Genomic DNA, 21,409 nt, shown 5'->3' with positions numbered 1-21,409 from the left:
TGACGCCTCATGTGTCACTCCGATGTCGTCCCCTCGTCATGTACTGATCACTTCGCACAGATCAACTTGCTCGACAAGTGGCGTGAGCTGACGATGGATGAGAACGCGGAGAGACGGCATGGCCGAACCGGCTGACATGGTGGCGTTACCTGCGCCGGTCGACACGCTCCTGGCCGCCGCCGTCGCACGGCGCTTCTACCTGGAACAGCTGTCGAAGGTGGAGATCGCCAAGGAGTTCGGCATCAGCCGGTTCAAGGTGGCCCGCCTCCTCGACGCGGCCGTGGCCCACGACATCGTGCGGATCGACATCACCGTCCCGGCCGAGATCGACGTCCGGCTCGGGCGGGAGATGACCGAGCGGTTCGGGCTCCGTCACGGCATCGTTGTCAACCTGACCCGAGGCGACGGCGGCACGGCGTCCCCCGCGGACCAGCTCCGGAGCGGCCGTTGGCTCGGCACGGCGGCCGCCCGGCTGATCTCGGAGATCACCGAGGAGGGCGACGTCCTCGGGCTGGACGGCAGCCACGCGGTGGACGCGCTGAGCGAGGCGGTCACCCGGCTGCCGCTCTGCGACGTGGTCCAGCTGACGGGGGTGCGCGGGCGGGACCTCGCCCATGACGCCGCGATCACCGCGGTCCGGCGTACGGCCGCGGTGGGCGGGGGCAGGGCGTTCCCGCTCCACACCCCGTTCCTCCTGCCCGACGCGGCCACGGCCGCCGTCCTGCGCAGCCAGCCCGACACCGCCGAGACGCTGGGCCGGTTCGGTCTGCTCACCAAGGCCGTCGTCGGCATCGGCGCGTGGGACGCCCCGCACTCCACGGTGTACGACGCGCTGTCCGAGCGGGAGCGGGAGACGCTCCGGGAGGCGGGCGCGTGCGCCGAGGTGGCCGGCCACGTCCTGGACGCCGCCGGCCGGGTGATCCCCACCGAGCTGAACGCCCGCACGATCGCCGTCAGCGCCGCCGAACTCCGTGGCGTCGCGGAGCTGATCGCTGTCACGGCCGGTGGACGTGGCACCGGGGCGGTCCGCGCCGTACTGAGGTCCGGACTGCTCACCGGAGTCGTCACGGATGCCGCGACCGCGCGCGGCCTCCTCCGGGACGACGAACCGGACGGCATGACACGGACCGCACTGTCGTCCCGATGCACCGAACGAGGACAGCGATGAGCCGGCAGGACGGGGCACTTCCGCCCGTTCCGGACGACATCCGTGAGGCCGGACGCCTCGCCCCGGACCACTGGCTGGGGGTGGTCGACCCGATGTGGTCCGGAGCGGGGAAGCCCCCGGAGTGGGCGATGACCGGCCGGTGGCGGTCCGGCCTCGACGGCGAGATCGTCGCGTGGGAGGACAACCCCGGATACCGGCCGTCCCCGCGTGCGCTCGGCTGGCCCGAACCGGAGGACGAGGTGGACCGCGCCGTCCAGCTCGCGTCGACCGGGTACGGGCCCGGCGAGGCGGTGCCGGCCGCGCTGGTGGGGCGCGAGGTGGCCGTACTGACGGCACCGGGCGGCGGGCCGCTGAGTGCGGTGGCGCCGGACGGGACGCCGGTGGTGCCGGTGTTCACCTCGTCGGCGTTCCTGCACGCGGCGGGGCGCTTCGCCTTCGAACTCGTCGGTGCGGACAGCCTTCTGACGCGCGTCCCCGATGGGCACGCGCTGTATCTGAACCCCTCGGCCGCGGTGGGCATGCTGCTGGACCTCGACGCCGTACGCGACGCGGTCCGGGACGGTGCGGAGAAGCGGCCCCCGGCTGCCGCCCCCGTCGGCCGCTCCGGGCGGGTGCTGACCGAGGCCGTGCACCCGGTCCGGGGGACGGACGCGTGAGCCGCTGGTCGTCCGTGATGCCGGGCCGGGGACGCAGGTCCGGCACCGGCACCGGTACGGGGCGCCGCGGCACGGCGCTCCCGGCCGACGGCGCGAACGGCACCGGAAACCGGAGCGGTGGCGGCCCGCCGGTCGAGGACGTCGACGGCGTGCTGCTCGTGCGCTCGGTCGAGGACGACTCGTTCCCCCTGGACGTCGTGGCCGAGGTCGCGGGCGCCGTCGGGCGGGAGGAGGACGTCGTCACGGTGATCGTGGGCTCCGCCGCCGGAGGCGGGGCCCCCGACGCCGACCACTGGGCACGGCTGGGCGCGCTGCTGGACTCCCTCCGCGCGCGGGGCACCGACCGGATCCGGCTCGTGATGTCCGGTGCCGGCGACGACCGGCCCGACCGGCCCGGCATCGCCCGTCGGATCGCGGACGCCTGGGAACTGGAGGTGACGGCTCCGGACGGGGCCGTCCTGATCACGCCGGGGGGCACGCTCTTCGTCCACGGCGACTCCCGCCCCGGCAGCGCCTGGTGGCGGTTCGCGCCCGGCGAGGAACCCCGGAGGGCGGGCCGGCGCGCACCCGCGCCCGCCTGGGAGGAGGCGCTGGACGGGGTGCCCGCGCGCACGGCCGGCGGCTGTGTCGTGGACCGCGTCCCGGCGGGCGTGCTCATCCGCCCGGCCGAGGCGCCCGCGCCCGCCCCCGACGACCTGTGCTTCTCCGTGCCCGTCGACTTCGAGCGCCTCACGGTACTGGTCGGTGCCCCGCAGGCGGAGGACGTCGCCGCCGACGAGGTCGCCGCCGTACTCGCGGGGCTGCCGGAGGCGGAACGCGCCCGTACCCGGCTCGCGCCCGGCGGCCGGCGTGACCTGCTGCGGCTCGGGCAGTCGGTCGCCGACCTGCTGCGCACCGAGGTGGAGGTGCTCACCGGCCTGCCCCTGCTCGACGACCACGCACCGCCCGGCACGCCTCCCCGGCCCACGCTGATCGGTCGGGACGGCAGGCCGAGCTGGCGGCCGTTCGTGCCGTCCGTGGTCTGCGGGCCGGTCGACTCACAGGGGCGGGCCCCCGTACCCAGGCCGACGGAGCTCCGTCCGCCCGACTGGATACTCGGCGGCGGCGAACGGGGAACGGTACGGCTGACGGACCGCTGGCAGGCGACAGTGACCCGCGCCGGTCTCGCCCTGTGGGCTCTGGACGGCCCCCGCCCCGGGCCACTCGGGCCGGCCGTCGACCCGGAGACGTGCGCCATCGAGCTGGGCATGCCGGGACAGCCGCTGGACGGCTCCCTGCTGCCCGCTCTGGCCCGCCTCCTGCGCGGCCTCGGGACCGACCTCCGGTCGCGCACCACCCTGCTGGTCCGCGGCAGACTCCTGGCGGGCGACGGCGATCTGCGCCGCCTGGCCGCCGAACACGGCATACCGAACATCCGCTACGTCACCACCGGCCGGCTGCCGCGCCCCGGCACGGCGACCAGCCGACCGGGCACGGCCACGGAACCCGGCCGTGTCCCGCCGCCCCGTGGGGCGACCCCTGGGGCGGCCCCTGGGAGCGGCACGGTCGCTGCATCGCCGGCTGCCGGGCCCGGGATGCCGGCGCCCGCGCCCGCCGCGCGCAACGAGGCCCTCCAGGGCGGCGGGGCCGCGGCGGCGAGCGCTGTCGTCGGCGGGCCTCCGGTCGCCGTCGCCGAGCCTGGTGCGTCCCCGGGCGCCCGATCGGACGCGAATGCTCCCGGCCGGCCGGTCGCCGGTGACGGCGGCCCTGTGCCGCCGGTGCCCCCTCGGGAGGGCGGGCCTGTCCCGACACCGGACTCCCCACCGGTCGGCGAGGCGGGCGAAGCGGACGTGGACGCCGCCGCCCCCGGAGGTGCGACGGGTGCGCCGCCGAAGCCTCTTCCGGAGGGTGCCCGGGAAGCGGAGCCCGAGGCGGCCGTGCCCGCCGTGTCGTCCGAGCCCCGTGCGCAGGCGCGGCCCGCCGAGGGGGCCACGGCTGCCGGGTCGCCGGAGACCGGGGCCGGCGCCGGGGGCGAGGGCGGGCAGAGGGCTTCCGCGCGCGTCGCTTCGCCGGACGCCGGGACGGCTGCGGAAGCCGCGCGGGCCCGGTCGGCAGCTGCCTCCCCGGCCGGGGTGAGCCCCGGAGCCGACGGCGAACGGGGAGACGGTGCCGTCGGAAGAGCGGGACGTGCCACGGCTGGAGGCGGCGTCGTCGGCGGGATGGGCGGCCGTGCCCCTGGTGGAGACAGCGCCGTCGGAGGGGCGGGACGTGCCCTTGGTGGAGACAGCGCCGTCGGAGGGGCGGGACGTGCCCCTGGCGGAGACAGCGCCGTCGGAGGGGCGGGACGTGCCCCTGGCGGAGGCGGTGCCGTCAGCGGGGCGGGCCGCGCCGCCGGTGAGGGGGGCGGGCCAGGGCCGGACGGAGGCCGGGCCGGGAACGCCGAGGCGCGGACGGGGCCGCGGGGGCGGGTCGGCGAGGCGCCTGCCGTACACCGCGCCGCCCCTCCGTTCGCACCCGGGCATGTCAGTGGGGCCGCCGAGCGTGCCGCGTTCCGGGATGCCGCGGCCGGTGCCTGGGAGGGACACGCCGCCGCGGTGTCCCGGGTGCTCACCCGGATGCCCGCCCTGCGCGGTCACGAACTCGATGCGGCGCGGACCGATCTCGTCGCCGCGCACGCCTACCTCACCGCCGAGGAAGGGCCGCTGCACCACCGTGAGTTGATCCGTGACCTGCAGTCGGGGGAGGGACGCCTGCTGCCCTACGCCGGATGCCTCGCGTCCGCTCTGCGCCGGCTGCCCTCCTACCGGGGTGTGGCCCTGCGCGGCGAGGACGCCGGCGGCCCCGAACCGGCGGTCGGCGCGCTGCTGTGCGAACCCGCTCCGGTCAGCGCCCTGGCCGGTTCCTCGGCGCTCCCCGCCGGGGCCCCCGTGCGCTACGCGATCTGGTCCGTCACGGGACGCAAGGTCCGGCAACTGCTCGACCGGCCGGGCGGCTCCACGGAGGGGTACGAGGAGATCGTCTTCGTGCCGGGGACCGGCTTCCGGGTGCTGGGGGCAAGGACCGGGCCCGCCGGCTCCTCCGTCGTACTGCTGCGTGAGCTCCCCGGGAACGCGACCGCCTACATGGACGGGTCCGAGGAACTGAGCGGGCTGGACCTCAAGGCTCTCGCGCACCTCGAGGAGGCACTGGCCAAGGGCTTCCGCACCGGCGACGGAACGCGGTGGCCGGAGCGCTGTTCCGGGCCCGTGGGCCAGGACGGGTAGCGAGCGGGGCCGCGCCGAACGACCACCCATCACCCCCGCAGTCCCACACAGATCAAGGAGAACGATGGCAAGCCAGAAGAAGCCGCCGCCCGCGCCCGACGGGCCCGACGGCACGGGTGGCTCGTCCGTCCGCAGGGCCGTCTCCCTCGGATCGGCGGCGGCCGACCCGGGCCCGATGCTGGCACCGGCCGCACGGCGTACGGCCGCACCGGAGCCGGACGAGGGCGGCGCCGAGGCAGCAGCCCGGCCGGCCCCGGACACCGCCGAGAGCGAGGCCGCTCCCGAGCAGCCCGCCACCACGGGCGGTACGACCGGGAAACCGGCCACGACGGCCGCCGAGTCCGGTGCGTCCGCCTCACGGCGGCGGCCGGAAGCGGGGAGCGAGAGCGCCGCCGAGCCGGCCACCGCCGTCCGGGCCACCCCGGACGCCGAGACCGAAAGGGCCGGCAGGGCCGAAGCAGCCGGCAGGGCCGAAGGAGTCGGCGGGGCCGCCGGAACCGCCGCGGCCGGTGGCGCCGGTGCGGACGGCCCGCCGTCCGGGAACCCGAAGAAGCCCCTGCTCGCCGCCGCCGGCATCGCGGGCGTCGTCCTCCTCGCGGTGCCGTTGCTGATCTGGGCCACGGACGACTCGCGGCGGGAGAAGGACAACGTCGCGGTGGCCGCCGGGTCCGACACCCTGCTCGAGGAGGAGTCCCTGGAGGTGCCGAAGGGGGACTACGCCCCGGCGGAGCCCACACCGGAGCCCTCGACCCAGAAGCCGTCCGCCAAGCCGAGCCCGGTCCTCAAGAAGCCCGACCCGGCGCCGAGTTCGGCTCCGGCCGCCGAGCCGGCCGAGGCGGTGAAGAAGAAGGCGGAGCCCCGGGTCGAGAAGGAGGCGGCGCCCCGCGCCAAGGAGCACAAGGCTCCCGTGCTCCCGCCGAACACCGCCGCCTACGCCGTCCAGCGGCTGGCGGCGTCGAACCCCGGCCGGCACATCTGCTACCGGGTCCACGCGAAGGGCGCCGGCTGGACGGACCCCGTGTGCGACGGGGCCACCGCGGGCCAGGACGGCGCGGGGCGGCCCATCACCGCCATCAACATCGCGGTGGCAAACGCGCAGAGGGTGAACGGCAACGAGTTCGTCCAGAAGGACGGATGGACGACCCAGTGGTCGGGCGCGGCCGACGGGACGGATCTGACGCTGGGCAGCGCCGCCTCGAACGCGCCGAACCTCAGCGGCTTCACGATCGGTGTCAAGGCCGGCAACGTCTGCCAGAACCACAAACTCGGCGGGCGCGGCTGGGGCGGCCTGGCGTGCGAATCGTCCAAGGGCTGGATCTTCGGCGGGTCCACGGAAGCGCACCTCTGGCTGGAAGCCGTCAGGTTCACCGTGTGAGCGGCGCGACCACCGTGTGAGTGCGGCGACAGCGCAGCGAACGCCCGCCGGCGTACAGCCGGCGGGCGTTCGCCTTCAGGCCGTCACAGGGCGGCCTCCCGCCGTCGCGCCGGCGGCAGATCCTCCGGCAGCAGCGTCGTGAGGTCGGCGAGGCTGGGCGAACTCAGCCCGCCCAGCCGGCGGGCCTGGCTCGTCATCATCGTCTCCAGCAGCTGCCGGGCGAGCCGCGCGTTGCCGAAGGACCGGTCGCGCGGGATGGCGTCCACATGGGCGCGCAGCGCCTCGACGGTGGCGTCGGCGCACTCGTACCCGGAGGCGGCGGCGTGCCGGGACACGATGGTGACCAGTTCGTCCGTGCTGTAGTCCTCGAACCGCACGAACTTGGAGAACCGGGACGTCAGACCGGGATTGGAGGCGAGGAAGCGCTCCATCTCCTCCGTGTACCCGGCGACGACGACCACGATCTCGTCGCGGTGGTCCTCCATGAGTTTCAGCAGGGTGTCGACGGCTTCGCGGCCGAAGTCGTTGGACGAGCCCTCCGGGGTGAGGGTGTAGGCCTCGTCGATGAACAGCACCCCGCCCAGCGCGCTGGTGAAGACGTCCTTGGTGCGCTGGGCGGTGTGGCCGACGTACTGGCCCACCAGGTCCGCCCGCGCCACCTCCACCAGGGAGTCGCGGGGGAGTACCCCGAGCGAGTGCAGGAGCCTGGCGTACAGCCGGGCGACGGTGGTCTTGCCGGTGCCGGGCGGTCCGCTGAAGACGAGGTGGTTGCTGATCCGGGGGGCGGGCAGCCCCGCGGCGATCCGCTGCCGGGCGTTGGTCAGCAGACTGACCAGGTCGGCGACCTCCCGCTTCACGGCCGCGAGCCCCACCATGGCGGTGAGTTCGGCCATCGGGTCGGACGCGTCGTCGGCGTCCTGTGCCGCCCCGCCGACGGCCGCGGCCTCCGCGTCGCCGACGTCCTGCGGCAGCAGCAGCGTCAGGTCGTTCTCCGCCGGGTCGGTCATGGCCGCGAGCCGGAACGCCTGCCGGTCCACCATGTCCTCGAACACGCCGCGGGCGGCGCGGCCGTTGCCGAAGGTCGCGTCGCGGGTCATCTGCTCGAAGCGTACGGCGAGGGCCTCCCGGGTCAGCGGCCCGAGCTCGAACTGGTGCCGGTGGCAGAGGCTCTCGGTGATCGTCACCAGCTCCTCCACCGCGTAGTTGCCGAACTCGATGGTGCGGGTGAACCGGGAGGCGAGACCCGGGTTGGCGGTCAGGAACGACTCCATCTGCTCGGAGTAGCCGGCCGCCACCACGACCACGTCGTCGCGGTGGTCCTCCATCAGCTTCAGCAGGGTGTCGACGGCCTCGCGGCCGAAGTCGTTGGACGTCCCCTCGACGGTGAGCGTGTAGGCCTCGTCGATGAACAGCACCCCGCCCAGCGCGCTGTTGAACGCCTCGGTGGTCTTGATGGCCGTGCCACCGATGACCTGCGCCACCAGGTCGGCACGGGCGACCTCGACCAGGTGCCCGCTCCGGAGCACGCCCAGGTCCGCGAGGATGCTGCCGTAGAGGCGGGCGACGGTGGTCTTGCCGGTTCCGGGCGGCCCCGCGAAGATCAGGTGCCGGCTCATCGACGGTACGGGCATGCCGAGCCGGCGCCGGCGCTCCGCGAGCTGGTTCAGGTTGACCAGGGTGTTCACCTGGTGCTTGACGTTCTCCAGACCGACGAGCGCCTCCAGCGCGGCCAGCGGGCCCTCGGGCTCCCGCTCCTTGCCGGACCCGCCCGGGGCGCCGTCCCCGGCCGTTCCGGCCGACTCGCCCCAACTGTCCGGCAGGCCGTTGTCCGTGCTGGTCAGCAGCTCGACCGTGAGCCGCTCGCTCGCACGGCTCTGACGCAGTCCCGCGCCGCGGTTGTCGCGTACGACGCACCGGGTGACGTCCACCGGTTCGGAGCTGTCGATCCGCAGGCCGTCGCCCGTGCTCCCGGTGATCTCACAGGCGTTGAGGACGGCCCGGCCGCCGCGGGACACCTGGACGCCGTGGGCCTTCGAGCCGTGCACCCGGACCCGCTCCAGGGTGATCTCCGCGCCGTCCCGCACACCGACCCCGGCGTCGGCGCTGTCGCCGATCTCGCAGTCCCGCAGGGTGCCCCGGCCGCGTTCGCCGACGAGCAGGCCCGAGCGGGCGGCGGAGTTCAGCACGGTGTCGCTGATCTCGGGGCCGGAGTCGTCGTCGATGTGCAGCGCGCAGCCGCCGGCGGACTCGATCTCGCAGTGCTCGAGGCGGCCGCGGGCGTCGTCGGTGAACTCGATGCCGTGCCCGCCGGCGCCGGTGACCCGGGCGCGGCGCAGCAGGGGGTCGGCGGCGGAGCGCACCGAGATGCCGACGCCCGCCGCGTCCAGGACCTCCAGGCGTTCGAACTCGGCGGTGGAGTCGTCCGCGAGCTGCACCGCCCCGGCGGTGTCGGCGCAGTCGCTCACCACGGTGTCCCGCAGCAGCGGGGCGCTGCCCTCGACGACCCGCACGGCGGCCTCGGTGGAGCCGTGGAACGAGCAGCCCTCCAGGGTTCCGCGCGAGCGGTCCATGACGAGCAGACCACTGGCCTTGGTACGCCGGGTGACACACCCGCGCAGCATCGGGTCGGCCCCGCCGGAGATGACGACGCCGCTCTGCGCGATGGACTCGAACGAGGTCTCCTCGATCTCAGGGCGGGACATGCTGGTCACCAGCAGGCCCACCGAGGTGTGGTGCACGGCGCACCGCAGCACGCGCGTCGAGCTGTGGCCCTCCAGGGCGACGGCCGGCTTGTCGGTGCCGGAGATGTCGCACCCCTCCAACGTTCCCCGGGCCTCGCCGCTCGCGAGGACCCCGTTGGCCCGCGCGCCCCGGATCCGGCAGTCGCGGATCAGGGGCCCGGCCGACTCGCCGAGGACCACCGCGGAGGTGCCGAAGTTCTCGAACACGCAGTCCTCGACGATGCTTTCGGTCTCCGAGGAGTCGACCAGCCCGGCGCCGCCGGGGTTGCCGATCCGGCAGCCGCGGGCGGCCAGCGAGCCCTTGCCGCGGACCAGCAGCGCCGTCCACCCGGCACCGGTCACGGTGCAGTCGTCGAGGGCCGCCTGACCGGCCGGTACGTCCACGACCGCGGCCTCCTTGTCGCGGCCGCGTAGGGTCAGGGCGCTGAGCATCACGGCGTCGGCCATGAGGGTGACGGCGGTGCCGTCCCGCGGGCACAGTTCGACCGTGCCCGGCTCGCCCTCGCCGACGATCGTCACCCGGTGCCGGATGACCAGGTTCTCGGCGTAGCGGCCGGGACGGACCCGGATCACCGCCCCGGTGCGGGCCTGGGCCAGTGCCTCACCGATCGTCTGGAAGCCGTCCGGCCGTTCCGGGTCGACCGTGAGTATGTGACGTGCCACGCCTCGAACCTCCTTGTGCTGCTGCGGTAGTTGGCGTTGTACGCCGTACATCTTGTGTGCATATCATGCGAGTCATGCGGAATGTCATGAAAGGCCGGAGTGCGGGACTCGTGCTGGCGATCGCGGTGGTCCTGCCGCTCACGGGCGGGCCGGCCCTCGCCCTGCCCGCCGTCCCGGCCGCGCCGGGCGCCCCCTCGGGGAGCCCCGGCGCCGACGGTCCGGGGGCCACACTGCTGCCCCCGCTGCCCGTCCGGCTCGGCGAGGGAAACCCCTGCACCGGTGCCTCGGGGCAGACGGCCACCGGAGCGGCGTGGTCGCAGACGGCGCTCGGACTGTCCCGGGCCCAGCGGATCTCCCGGGGCGGCGGGGTGACCGTCGCGGTGGTCGACACCGGTGTCGCCACCGGCGTCCCCAGCCTGTCCGGCAGGGTGGTGGCCGTCGACGGGGCGGCCGAGGACTGCGTGGGCCACGGCACGTTCGCCGCCGGCCTGATCGCCGCCGCGCCGGAGAAGGGCAGCGGCATCACCGGGGTCGCCCCGCGGGCGGAGATCCTGGCCCTGTCCGGCACCGACGACCGCGGAGTCCCGTCCGTGGCACGCGTGGCCGCCGGCATCCGGACGGCGGCGGACCGCGGCGCACAGGTCGTCTACGTCGGCCACGCCCTGCGCACCGGCGAGGCCGAACTCACCGCGGCCGTCGCCCACGCCACCCGGCGCGACGCACTGGTCGTCGCCCCGGCCGCCCCGGACGCCGTGCCCCGCGAGGAGCAGGGGCCCGACGGTGAGATGCCCGAGGGGCCGTACTGGCCGGCCGCGGCCCCCGGCTCGCTCGCCGTCGTGGACTTCGGCCCCGACGGCGTACGGCAGGACAACGCGCCGCCCGCCCACGAACCCGACCTGTCCGCGCCCGGCAGCGCGATGGTCAGCGTCGGCCCCGAGGGCTCCGGCCACTACATCGGTTCCGGGGCCTCGCTGGCCGCGGCGGGTGTCGCCGGCACCGCCGCACTCGTACGCGCCTACCACCCGGACCTCACGGCGGCAGAGGTGAGCCGCCGGCTCCTCGACACCGCCTACCCGTCGGACACCCCCCGCCTGGACCCGTACGCCGCGCTGTCCCTGATCCAGGACCGCACGACGCCCTCCGCGCCGGCCCCCGCCCCCGCGCGGATGCCGCCCCCCGCCGACCCGGCCCCGCGCAACCGCTCCCTGACGATCGCGGCGGCAGGCCTGACAACGGTCCTGCTGATCGCGGCTCTCGCCGCGGTCGTCCCCCGGGGCAGAACCAGGAACTGGCGGCCCCCAACAGCCTCCTAGCCACAACCGCACCGTCCGGGAGGCACTGGGGGAGGCCGGTCGCACGGGGCTCCGGTCCAGCCGCGGGCGCATCACGACGCGTCCCCCACGAGCCCCGTCTGCACCTGCAAGGTCTTACGGCGAGCGATCCGGACCGCCCGGCCCGGAATCAGCTCCCGCCCCTTCACGCTCCCGAAGAGATACCCCTCGCTCGGCGGGCACGACATCAGCAGCCCAGGCGTGTTGACCTCCTGCAGCCTCCGCAGCAACGACTCGTTGAGACCGCGCCCGGCGCCCGCCGAGGACCGCGCCACGACCAGGTGCAGACCCACCTCGTGCCCCAGCGCCAGATGGTCCAGCAGCGGAGCGAACGGCTGTGTCATCGGCCCGCCGCCCACCATGTCGTAGTCGTCGACCAGGATGAACAGCCGCGGCCCCTGCCACCAGTCGCACAGCCGCATCCGCGACGGAGCGACGTCCTCACCCGGAACCCGCTGCCTGACCGCCCGCGCCGCCCCGTCCACCAGGTCCCGCAGCATGTCCAGGGACACGGCGTGCCCGAGCCGGTACGCCTCGGGAACGCTCTCCACCAGCTCCCGCCGGTAGTCCACCGTCATGATCCGCGCCTCGGCCGGGGTGTACCGCTCGGTGATGCCGCGCGCGACCAGCTTCAGCAGGTTCGTCTTGCCGCTCTCCGTGTCGCCCACCACGATCAGGTGCGGGTTCTCGGTGAAGTCGTGCCACACCGGCGCCAGTTCGTTCTCGTCCAGGCCGATGGCGATCCGCAGGCCGTTCTCGCCCTCCGGCTCCGGCAGCTCCGCGACCGGCAGTCTCGCCGGCAGCATCCGCACCCGCGGCGCGGCGGGACCCGTCCAGTTCTCGGCGATCGCGGCCACCAGCCCCGCGACCCCGTCCGCGAGGTCGTCGGCGTCCTCGACCCCGTCGACGCGCGGCAGCGCCGACAGGTAGTGCAGCTTGTCGGAGGTCAGGCCCCGTCCCGCGCTGCGCGGGATCGTCGCCGCCTTCCGGGAGTCGATCTGCGAGTCCATCGGATCACCCATCCGCAGCTCCAGCCGGGTCCCGGTCTGGTCGCGCACCGACGACGACAGCTCCACCCAGCGGGCGGTGGTGACCAGCAGATGGACTCCGTAGTTGAGCCCGCGGGCGGCCAGCGCGTTGAAGGTGGGGATGTGCCGGTCGAAGTCCTGGCGCACGGTGGCCCAGCCGTCGATGGCGAGGAAGACGTCCCCGTGCGGCTCGTCGGGGAACTCGCCCGCCGCGCGCCGCCTGCGGTACGTCGGCATGGAGTCGATGCCGTGTTCCAGGAAGAACCGCTCCCGCCTGGCCAGCAGCGTGGTGACCTCCGCGATGGTACGGCCCACCCGCTCGGTGTCCACCCGCGCCGCGACCCCGCTCATATGGGGCAGCTCGTCCAGCGCGGCCAGCGTGCCACCGCCGAAGTCCAGGCAGTAGAACTGCACTTCGCGGGGCGTGTGGGTGAGGGCCAGCGCGGTGATGAGGGTCCGCAGCAGGGTGCTCTTGCCGCTCTGCGGGCCCCCGGCTATGGCCACGTGGCCGCCGGCCGCCGACAGGTCCACGGTCAGCAGATCGCGCAGCTGGTCGAAGGGCCGGTCCACGACGCCCACCGGCACCGTCAGCCGTCCCCGCAGCGGCCAGTCCGCCGTGGTCAGGCCGTACCGCGGGTCGGGTGCCAGCGGGGGCAGGATCTGGTCCAGGGTGGCCGGCCGGCCCAGGGGCGGCAGCCACACCTGGTGGGCGGGCGGCCCCGCCCCGCGCAGCCGGTCGAGCGCCACCGACAGCAGCGTCTCCCCGTCGGCGTCGCCCTCGCCCTCCGGCTCGGGCTCCGGCCCGTCGGGCCCGCCCGCCGGGTCCGGGTCGGCGGGCGCGCGCGGCACCACCCACTCCGCCGTCCACGGCACCACCTGGCGCGCCACCTGCGCCTGCACGACGGCCCGGCGCCGCCGGTACGGCCCGGAGACGTACGCGGCCCGGAACCGGGTCAGCGCGTCGACGCCGCTCTTGAGGAAACCGGCACCCGGCTGCGCGGGCAGCTCGTAGGCGTCCGGCACGCCCAGCACGCCCCGGCTCTCCATCGCGGAGAACGTCCGCAGACCGATCCGGTACGACAGATGGCTCTCCAGCTGGTGCATGCGGCCCTCGTCCAGCCGCTGCGAGGCGAGCAGCAGATGGACCCCGAGGCTGCGCCCGAGGCGGCCGATCATCACGAACAGCTCCATGAAGTCGCGGTGCGAGGCCAGCAGTTCGCTGAACTCGTCGACGACCACGAACAGGCTGGGCAGCGGCTGCAGCGGTGTCCCGGACTGCCGTGCCTTCTCGTACTCCAGCGCGGACGTGTAGTTCCCGGCGGCGCGCAGCAGTTCCTGCCGCCGGATCAGCTCCCCGTGCAGGGCGTCCTGCATCCGGGCGACCAGCGCCACCTCGTCGGCGAGGTTGGTGATGACCGCCGAGGTGTGCGGCAGTTCGTCCAGGCCGAGGAAGGTGGCGCCGCCCTTGAAGTCGACGAGGACGAAGTTCAGCGTCTCGGAGGAGTTGGTCAGCGCCAGCCCCAGCACCAGCGTGCGCAGCAGCTCGCTCTTGCCGGAGCCGGTCGCGCCGATCAGCATGCCGTGCGGTCCCGTACCGCCCTGCGCGGACTCCTTGATGTCCAGCTCCACCGGTCTGCCCTCACCGCTCACCGCGATCGGCACCCGCAGCCGGGCACTGCCGGCCGACCGCTCCCACAGCGTGGCCGGGTCGTGCCGGTGCAGGTCGGGGATGTCCAGCAGCGAGGTCAGCTCGACATCGTTGGCGAGCGGCTTGGAGTCGTCACCGCCCACACTCATCCGGTACGGCGCCAGCAGCCGGGCGAGCGCCAGCGCTCCCACCGTGCCCAGCCGGTCGGGCCGGCCGAGCACCGTCGACTGCTCCTTGCGGTCGCGGTCGGTGCGCACCAGCGCGACACCGTTCTCGTCCACCTCCAGACGCAGCGTGGTCCGCCCCGGCTTCCACGCGAGCGCCCCGGTGAGGTCGAGCACCACCGCGTTGCGGAACCCGTGAGCGTCGAAACGGTGCCCCGTCGGGACCGTGCAGCCGTCGATCACGACGACCGTGTACGGCTCCTCGCGTCCCGGTACCGCGTCGGGGTCGGCGCCCGGCCGCTCCAGGAACTCGGCACCGAGCAGGTTCTCCAGCTCGGTGAAGGCCGAGGCGATCATGCGGGCCGGTCCGGCGCCGTCCTCCTCGTGCCGGTGCAGGCTGTGCGGCAGCCACTTGGCCCACTCCCACTCCGCGCGCCGCTCGTCCGAGACGCACAGCGCGATCCACAGGTCGTCGGGGGAGTGGAACACCGCCAACTGCGCCAGCAGGGCCCGGGCCTGGGCGCGAATCCGTTCCTCGTCCCCGCGGAACAGCACTTTCGACCAGGCGCGCAGGTAGATCGCGATGGGCTGGTCCCGGACGGTGGAGTAGGCCCGGGTGAAGCTGCGCAGCGCGTGCGCCGACAGCGGCTCCAGGTCCTCGACGGGCTTGGTCGACAGGGGCGTCAGCTTCATCGCCAGACGCTGGTCGCCCACGCCCATCCGCACCTCGGCGAAGTCCTCGTCCGAGGCCCGCCGTTCCCACAGCCGGGTGCTGCGCACCAGCGACGACAGCGCGTCGGGTTCCGGGTGGCGCCAGGCGAGGGCGCGCTGCTGCTCCACGATGGACGCCCGCACCATGCGCCGGGTCTGCCGCAGGTACCGCAGGTAGTCGCGGCGCTCGCCCTTCATCCGCTGCTTGCGCTCGCCGTTGCGGCGCATGACCTGACCGAGCATCATGCCCGCCGACGCGATCACCATCACACCGAGCGCGATGTAGATGAATCCGCCGCTGTCCCGGCTCATCCCCGGCCGCATGAACATCAGCATCATGGAGACCGACATCAGCGCCATCGGCAGATACGTCCACACCGCGGAACTGTCCGGCACGACTTCCGGAAGTGTCGGCGGCTCCTGAAGGCTCAGTTCCCCCGACGGCATTTCCGGCCCTTTGCGGCGGGCCGGCCGGCGGAACAGGATCACGCTCAACGAACGTCCTCCTAAAAGATATCGGAAGGAATCCCGGGGAAACCTCGCGAGAACGTCTCGGTTCTTCCGTAAAGAGTCAGAGTCCCACGCGATGGCGGCGGGACAATTGCCATGGGGTTCCCTGACGCTGAACTCCCGGAGTGGTGTTGCGAAAAGCCCGGCGTACGGTCAAACTCGTCGGCGCATGCCCCGTCCGACTTTTCCGTCGCGTTCGGCGACCGACCGGTGTGCCGCTGCCACCTTCCAGCCACCGCTTATCGCGTGGTCCGCCAGAAAGTGTGAACCCCGAGCCCATGACTGAGATTCAGACGGCAAGCCTGTGCCGCGTCACCGTACGCGCTCCGGCCAGGACCGTCGACCTGGCCGTGCCCTCCGACGTCCCCGTCGCCGATCTGCTGCCCACAGTGATCGGCTACGGAGGGGACGGCTTGGAGGAATCCGGCCTGGAGCACGGAGGTTGGGTGCTCCAACGCCTCGGTGGTCCACCGCTCGACCCAGAGAGTACCTTGGACTCCCTCGGTCTGCGGGACGGAGAGGACCTTTATCTGCGGCCGCGGACCGACGCGCTGCCCGAGGTGCACATCGACGACCTGGTCGACGGCATCGCCGACGGCATGGGCCGCAGGCCGCACGGCTGGAGCCCGGAGGCCGGCCGGCGCCTGCTGCTCGGGCTGACCGCGGCCACCCTCGTGCTGGGCATCGTGCTGCTGGCCATGCCGGGCACCGCGGGCTGGGTGCGGGCCGTCGCCGCCTCGGCCGCCGGACTGCTGCTGATCGCCGGGGCGGGTTCCGCCTCCCGTGCCGTCGGGGACGCCGGAGCCGGCTCGGTGCTCGGCCTCATGGCGGCCCCCTACTTCGCGCTGGCGGGCTGGCTGCTGCCCGGCGGAGACCTCGGCGGCGCCGACGGCGAAGCCGTCCTCGGCGCACGGCTGCTGGCCGCGTCCGCGGCCGGCGGCGCGGGCGCGGTGCTCGCCCTGGCGGCGGTCGGCGTGTACCCCGCCCTGTTCATCGGCGCGGCCTGCGTCGCGGGGGCGGGCGCGCTCGGCGCCGCCCTGATCACCTTGGACCTGGCACCGGAACAGGCGGCCGGCGTGGTGGCCGTGGTCGTGGTGCTCTTCGGCGGGTTCGTCCCGTCCCTGTCGTTCCGGCTGGCCGGCATGCGGATGCCGCCGCTGCCGACCAACGTCCAGCAACTCCAGCAGGGCATCGACCCGTACTCCTCCTCGGACGTCGACGCCCGGTCGGCACTGGCGGACGGCTGGATGACCGCCCTCTACGGCGCCATCGGCCTGGTGTGCCTGCCCTGCCAGGTGGCCCTCATGGCCGCGCCGGGCCTCGCCGAGATCCTCACCGTCGTGGCTCTCTCCCTCCTCCTGCTGCTGCACAGCCGCGGGCTGGGCAACGTCTGGCAGCGGCTGTCACTGACCATCGCCGGGGCCTGGGGCGTGGCCCTGCTGCTGTTCGTCTCCGCGCGCTCCGTCGACCCGGCGGACCGGCTGACGCTGACGGCCGGCCTGATGGGGCTGGCCGCCGCGGTCACCATCGCCTCGTGGACGGTGCCCGGACGGCGGCTCGTCCCGTACTGGGGGCGCGCGGCCGAGCTGCTGCACTCACTCGCCGCCATCAGCATCCTGCCGCTGACGCTCTGGTCGATGGGTGTCTACGGCTGGCTCCGCGGCATCAACGGCTGACCCGGGAGAACGGCGACATGCACAGCAAACGCGACGAAGTACAGGCGCACCTCTTCATCATGGGGCGGCTGGCCTCGGCCATGCTGCGCGCCGAGCCGGACTCCCCGGAGAGCCCGCTGGGCAGGACCAACCGCGGCGCCGCGATCGGCGTGATCATCGCCATCCTGGTCTGCGCCGGCGCCTTCGTCTTCGGACTCATCCGGCCCGGCGGCAACGACTCGTGGCGCTCGGGGGAGAACCTGATCGTCGACAAGCAGACCGGCGCACGGTACCTGTACCTGGACGGGCGGCTGCGCCCGGTGCGCAACTACGCGTCGGCCCGGCTGGTCACCGGCGGCGCCGTCGGCGTCACGACGGTGGGTACGTCCTCGCTGGCCGGCACCCCGCACGGAACGCCCATCGGCATCCCCGACGGGCCCGAGGCACTGCCGGGCACCGGCGACCTGGACCGCACCCCGTGGCTGGTGTGTTCCGGGATCCTCCCGCGGACCACGGGCGTCGTCACGGCGACCACCACGCTCGCCCTCGGCACCGGCGCCCCGCAGGACGTGCCCGGCGGCAAGCAACTGGGCGAGGAGGAGGGCATGCTGGTCGCGGGCCCGGACGGCGCCACGTACCTGCTGTGGCAGGGCAGCCGGCTGCGCCTGGACGAGCGGGCGAAGGCGGCCGAGGCCCTCGGGTACGGCGGCGTCACCCCGCGTCCCGTCTCCGCGGCGTTCCTGGACGCGTTCCCGCTGGGGCCCGACCTGGCGCCCGCCGAGGTACCCGGCCGGGGCGGGAAGGGCCCGGAACTCGCCGGGCGGAGCACCAGGATCGGGCAGCTCTTCAAGGTCGACGTACCCGGCTCCGCCGCCCGCCACCACCTGCTCACGCGGGAGGGCCTCGTACCCCTCACCGACACCGGTACGACCCTCCTGCTGGGCGACCCGCGGACGCGGGAGAAGGCGTACGGAGGGGACGCCGCGACCGTGGTGACGCTCGGCGCGGACACCCTGGCCGGGCATCTCGCCCCGGGCGCGCGGAGCTCGGGGGCGGCGAAGCTGCCCGCGTCGCCGCCGAAGGCGGTCACCGTCGCCGCCGGCTCCGTGGCCTGCGCGGAGGTCGACTCCACGGACTCCGGCGTGCGGGTGGGCACGTCGGTACTGCCCGAGGGCGCCCTGCCCAGGGCCGTGCAGGCACCGTCGCCCGAGGTCGAACCGGGTTGCCTGAAGGTCGACTCCATCGCGGTACGGGCCGGAAAGGGCGCGCTGGTCCGGGCGTTGAGCGCGAGCGGCAGCGCGCTGGGCGACACCACGTACCTGGTGACGGACGAGGGTGTGAAGTACCGGCTGCTGTCCCAGGAGGCGGTGACGGCGCTGGGCTACGAGGGTGTCGAGGCGCGGACGATGCCGTCCCCGATGCTGGCCATGCTGCCCAGCGGCCCGGACCTGACCCCCGAGGCGGCGTCCGAGGGCGAGGCACGGGTGACGCTGCGGTGCCCCCGGCGATAGCGGGAGGGGGCGACCGGCTCCCGCCGGCAATCGTCCGGAAGGGAAATTCTTGGCATCCGTGTGGTCACCGCACGTTAAGCCGGGCACCCGGCGGCGTCCGGTGGACCGCGCCCGGTGCCCGTTCTGTCCGGCCGGATTCACCGCGTCGCTCACTTGAGCGGGGTGAATTCCGGACCATTGCTCAATTGAGCTCCCGAGAAGGGGACTTCGCGGTTCCGCCGGCAATTGCCAAACAAGTTGAAGCCTGCATAGCATCTGGCCACCTCATGGCCCCGGCGAGTCAGCCGTGATCGCAGGGACACTCTGTCTGCCCGCGGAGTGACGTGGGGGACGCAATCCGGTGAGTGCCGCCGAAAAGGGAGTTCTCTCATGGCCATGCAGCAGTCGGAAGAACGCGCCACCCGTAACGGGATAATGGCGCTGGAACAGGCCTTCACCGGTGTCCAGCGCTGTCAGCAGGACGTCCAGTCGACGTCGCAGACGCTCGCCTCGAACTACGGTGGCTCGGACGGCGGCAAGTACAAGAAGCTGCTGGAGCAGTGGGACGAGCACGTCGACACCATCCTGCTCAACCTGGACCGTATGGTCGACGAACTCAACGGCACCCTACGGGAGCACGGACTGGTGCAGGGATCCACCAGCGACGCCATCGACGCGGAGTACTCACGCTCCACGCAGGTGTTCGACGAGCTCAACGGCACCAGCACGTCGGCGAACTGACCCCCACGCCGGCCCGCCGATCCCAGAACCTTCAACTCCCGCCGTTATCTCGGTGAATCGAGGACTCCGATGGACTTCTCCGACGGCTACATCTACGTCGACTACAACCACGCCGAAGGCGCGGCGGACGACATGGTCGGCCAGTCTCAGGCGATCATGAGCATTCTGGCCAACCTGGAGATGGAACTGGCCGAACTCCGGAACAGCTGGATCGGTGACGACAAGGACGTCTACAGCGAAGTCCAGGCGAAGTGGGACAACGCTGTCGAGAACATCAAGAACCTGCTCGCCAACCACTCCGGTCTGCTCACCGAGATCTCCTCCAACTACCGGTTCACGGAACAGAACCTGTCTCAGCGCTGGGGCGACATCAGGATCGGCAGCCGCTGACGCCGGCCGGTGACGGAAGGGTGATCACATGGCCGTCACGGTCCTTGACAGCACGTTCCTGAAGAATTTCATCAACAACCAGATCGACGGTTTCCGCACGACGCTGGAGAACATCCTCAAGGACAGCCCGACCGCCGGACCGGCGATCTCGTTCATCGCGGACAGCATCTCGACCACGACGATCGACGCCGCGAAACCCCTCGTCATCGGCCTCATGGCCGGCGAGAACAGTGCGGTCGGCGGCGGTGCCCTGAACAAGGTCGTCCAGCAGGGCGCGGGTGAGGTCCTGCGTATCCTCGAGGACCAGACGGTCCTCTTCGAGGACCTCGAACAGGCGTTGTGGGACACCATCGACGAACTGGCCAAGAGCCAGGGCAAGAATCTGGAAAGCATCACCGCGGACGACTTCATGGACATCTTCGAGGATGTCGACAGTGATCTCGGCAATCCGGGTGCTACCGAAGAGGAAGAGTAGCGGAGTTCGGCGATGGCCAGCCCCGAGGACAACAACAACGACAACTGGAAGAAAGCGGTTGACCTGCTCACCGGCTATGTCCTGCCGGAGCGGAAGACGTTGTTCGACGATCTGAAGGGTAACGACGGCATCCCGCTGATTCACGTCCGGCTGGACAAGCAAGGCGGCCCGGAGTACTCGTCGGGCTTCCTGTCCTCGAGCGGATGGAAGACGCACAACACCGACTACACCATCCCGTTCTACCGCCCCAGCGACGACTCCCAGGACGTGTCCGCGGGCAAGTACCTCTACCGGTACCGCGCCTACATCACCTTCCTCGCGTCCGGCCAGGACTGGCCGCCGGGCGGGGACGACGTGATCCCGGACTACACGAAGACGAGTGAGCGCCTCAAGGACAAGGGCGGCTGGAACAAAGAGGGCGAGAAGCTCGACTGGAACACCAACGCGCTGGTCCGGTACGTCTACGGCTCCAGGGACGCCCTCTCCCAGATCACCATGTGGCCCTACTCGACCCACGGGTTCAAGAACCGCGGCTACCCGGTGAACGACGCCGACTACGTCGACCTGCGCACCTTCACGGAAGCGGCCCAGGCCTTCGACCGGGTGGCCAAGTTCTTCGAGGACAGCGCGGTCACCGTCGGCACGTGGGACACCGAGAACATCGGAGAGGGCAGCGACGCCTGGGACGGCACGTCGGCCGCCATCTTCAAGGAGCTCATCCACAAACTGGCCCGGAACTACGAGGGGTACGCCGACCAGCTCAACGGCAAGGGAGGCGAGGGCACCGCCGTCACCATCGACGACGTGACGGTGACCTCCGCGCCGGCCCGGGCGCTGGCCGAGGCCCAGGGCGTTCTCCTCGCCCAGGCCCAGAAGCTCTACGACGCCTGGGAAGCGTGGAAGGCCGAGAGCAATCCGCAGCGCTGGCTCTACGACATGCTGCAGAACGCCCGGCTGACCCTCTTCGACACCCAGTACGACAAGACGGACATCGAGACGGTGTCCAGTGGCTCCGGCATGTCCACCTCCTGGCACAACTACGTGGTGTCGACCGCCGGCTTCCAGAACGACATCGTCATCGAGGGCAAGCCGTACGGCAGGCCGAGCGAGATGACCACGTGGAAGGCGATCGCCGACGAGGCGGTCCGCCGGTGGGAGCAGTCCGTGCAGGACTGGCTCAGCACGGCGGGCGCCGAGGCCATCGTCGAGATCCACAACGCCTTCAAGACGGCCGAGAAGGCGTTCGACACCAGCATCACCGACAAGGACGACCGCCCCCTCTCCGAAATCTCCGCCGAGGCGGAGGCCGACGCCGAGAAGAAGAAGGCGGATGCCGAGGCGGCGGCCGCCAAGGATGAGGCGGAGAAGGAGAAGGCGGAGGCCAAGGCCGAGCGGGAGCGGGAGAAGGCTGAGGCCGAGGC

General features: G+C 73.0%; 13 protein-coding genes. 11 read left to right on the top strand and 2 right to left on the bottom strand.

What is annotated here, in order from left to right:
* The first annotated feature begins 118 nt into the window (after window positions 1-118).
* The 4 genes from ACP4J0_RS36180 (at window position 119) to ACP4J0_RS36165 (ending at window position 6,441) form a co-directional block, all read left to right on the top strand.
* Window positions 119-1,168, top strand: coding sequence for a sugar-binding transcriptional regulator (locus ACP4J0_RS36180; protein ID WP_426603343.1), 1,050 nt, complete (start codon window positions 119-121; stop codon window positions 1,166-1,168).
* A complete protein-coding gene (locus ACP4J0_RS36175; RefSeq protein WP_426603341.1) occupies window positions 1,165-1,824 on the top strand; it encodes a type VII secretion system-associated protein in 660 nt (219 codons plus the stop codon). The genes ACP4J0_RS36180 and ACP4J0_RS36175 overlap by 4 nt, the downstream gene beginning before the upstream one ends.
* The gene (locus ACP4J0_RS36170; RefSeq protein ID WP_426603340.1) at window positions 1,821-5,066 is read left to right on the top strand and encodes a hypothetical protein; all 3,246 of its coding nucleotides are present in this window, start codon (window positions 1,821-1,823) and stop codon (window positions 5,064-5,066) included. Before ACP4J0_RS36175 ends, ACP4J0_RS36170 begins: the two co-directional genes overlap by 4 nt.
* 64 nt (window positions 5,067-5,130) lie before the next feature.
* Complete coding sequence (locus tag ACP4J0_RS36165; protein ID WP_426603338.1) at window positions 5,131-6,441, top strand: hypothetical protein; 1,311 nt, start codon at window positions 5,131-5,133, stop codon at window positions 6,439-6,441.
* A gap of 83 nt (window positions 6,442-6,524) precedes the next feature.
* On the opposite strand, the gene ACP4J0_RS36160 is transcribed toward ACP4J0_RS36165, so the two are convergent.
* Window positions 6,525-9,845 carry a right-handed parallel beta-helix repeat-containing protein gene (locus ACP4J0_RS36160; protein ID WP_426603336.1) on the bottom strand — a complete coding sequence of 1,107 codons (3,321 nt, stop codon included), beginning with the start codon at window positions 9,843-9,845 and terminating at the stop codon, window positions 6,525-6,527.
* Window positions 9,846-9,919: 74 nt separating this feature from the next.
* On the opposite strand from ACP4J0_RS36160, the gene ACP4J0_RS36155 reads away from it, so the two are divergent.
* Window positions 9,920-11,158, top strand: a complete 1,239-nt coding sequence (locus tag ACP4J0_RS36155; protein WP_426603334.1) for a S8 family serine peptidase — start codon at window positions 9,920-9,922, stop codon at window positions 11,156-11,158.
* A 71-nt stretch (window positions 11,159-11,229) separates the two neighbouring features.
* Here ACP4J0_RS36155 and eccCa read toward each other — a convergent pair whose 3' ends face one another.
* Window positions 11,230-15,174: a type VII secretion protein EccCa gene (gene eccCa / locus ACP4J0_RS36150; RefSeq protein WP_426603355.1), complete on the bottom strand. Its 3,945-nt coding sequence runs from the start codon at window positions 15,172-15,174 to the stop codon at window positions 11,230-11,232.
* A 341-nt stretch (window positions 15,175-15,515) separates the two neighbouring features.
* Between eccCa and eccD the strand changes: the two genes are divergently transcribed.
* The 6 genes from eccD to ACP4J0_RS36120 form a co-directional block, all read left to right on the top strand.
* Window positions 15,516-16,913 carry a type VII secretion integral membrane protein EccD gene (gene eccD, locus ACP4J0_RS36145; RefSeq protein ID WP_426603332.1) on the top strand — a complete coding sequence of 466 codons (1,398 nt, stop codon included), beginning with the start codon at window positions 15,516-15,518 and terminating at the stop codon, window positions 16,911-16,913.
* A 17-nt stretch (window positions 16,914-16,930) separates the two neighbouring features.
* Entirely contained in the window at window positions 16,931-18,403 is a 1,473-nt protein-coding gene (eccB, locus tag ACP4J0_RS36140) for a type VII secretion protein EccB (RefSeq protein WP_426603330.1), read from the top strand.
* A gap of 369 nt (window positions 18,404-18,772) precedes the next feature.
* A complete protein-coding gene (locus ACP4J0_RS36135) occupies window positions 18,773-19,123 on the top strand; it encodes a hypothetical protein (protein WP_426521896.1) in 351 nt (116 codons plus the stop codon).
* 69 nt (window positions 19,124-19,192) lie between these two features.
* Entirely contained in the window at window positions 19,193-19,513 is a 321-nt protein-coding gene (locus tag ACP4J0_RS36130) for a WXG100 family type VII secretion target (protein ID WP_426521897.1), read from the top strand.
* A 28-nt stretch (window positions 19,514-19,541) separates the two neighbouring features.
* Complete coding sequence (locus ACP4J0_RS36125) at window positions 19,542-19,988, top strand: type VII secretion system-associated protein (protein ID WP_426521898.1); 447 nt, start codon at window positions 19,542-19,544, stop codon at window positions 19,986-19,988.
* A 12-nt stretch (window positions 19,989-20,000) separates the two neighbouring features.
* The coding region (locus tag ACP4J0_RS36120; protein WP_426603328.1) for an AAWKG family protein at window positions 20,001-21,409 on the top strand (1,409 nt) is incomplete at its 3' end.

The sequence above is a fragment of the Streptomyces sp. WG7 genome (assembly GCF_049975785.1).
GTDB lineage: Bacteria > Actinomycetota > Actinomycetes > Streptomycetales > Streptomycetaceae > Streptomyces.
The sequence above is the reverse complement of the archived record's forward strand: the minus strand, read 5'-3'. Positions and strand labels throughout refer to the sequence as shown.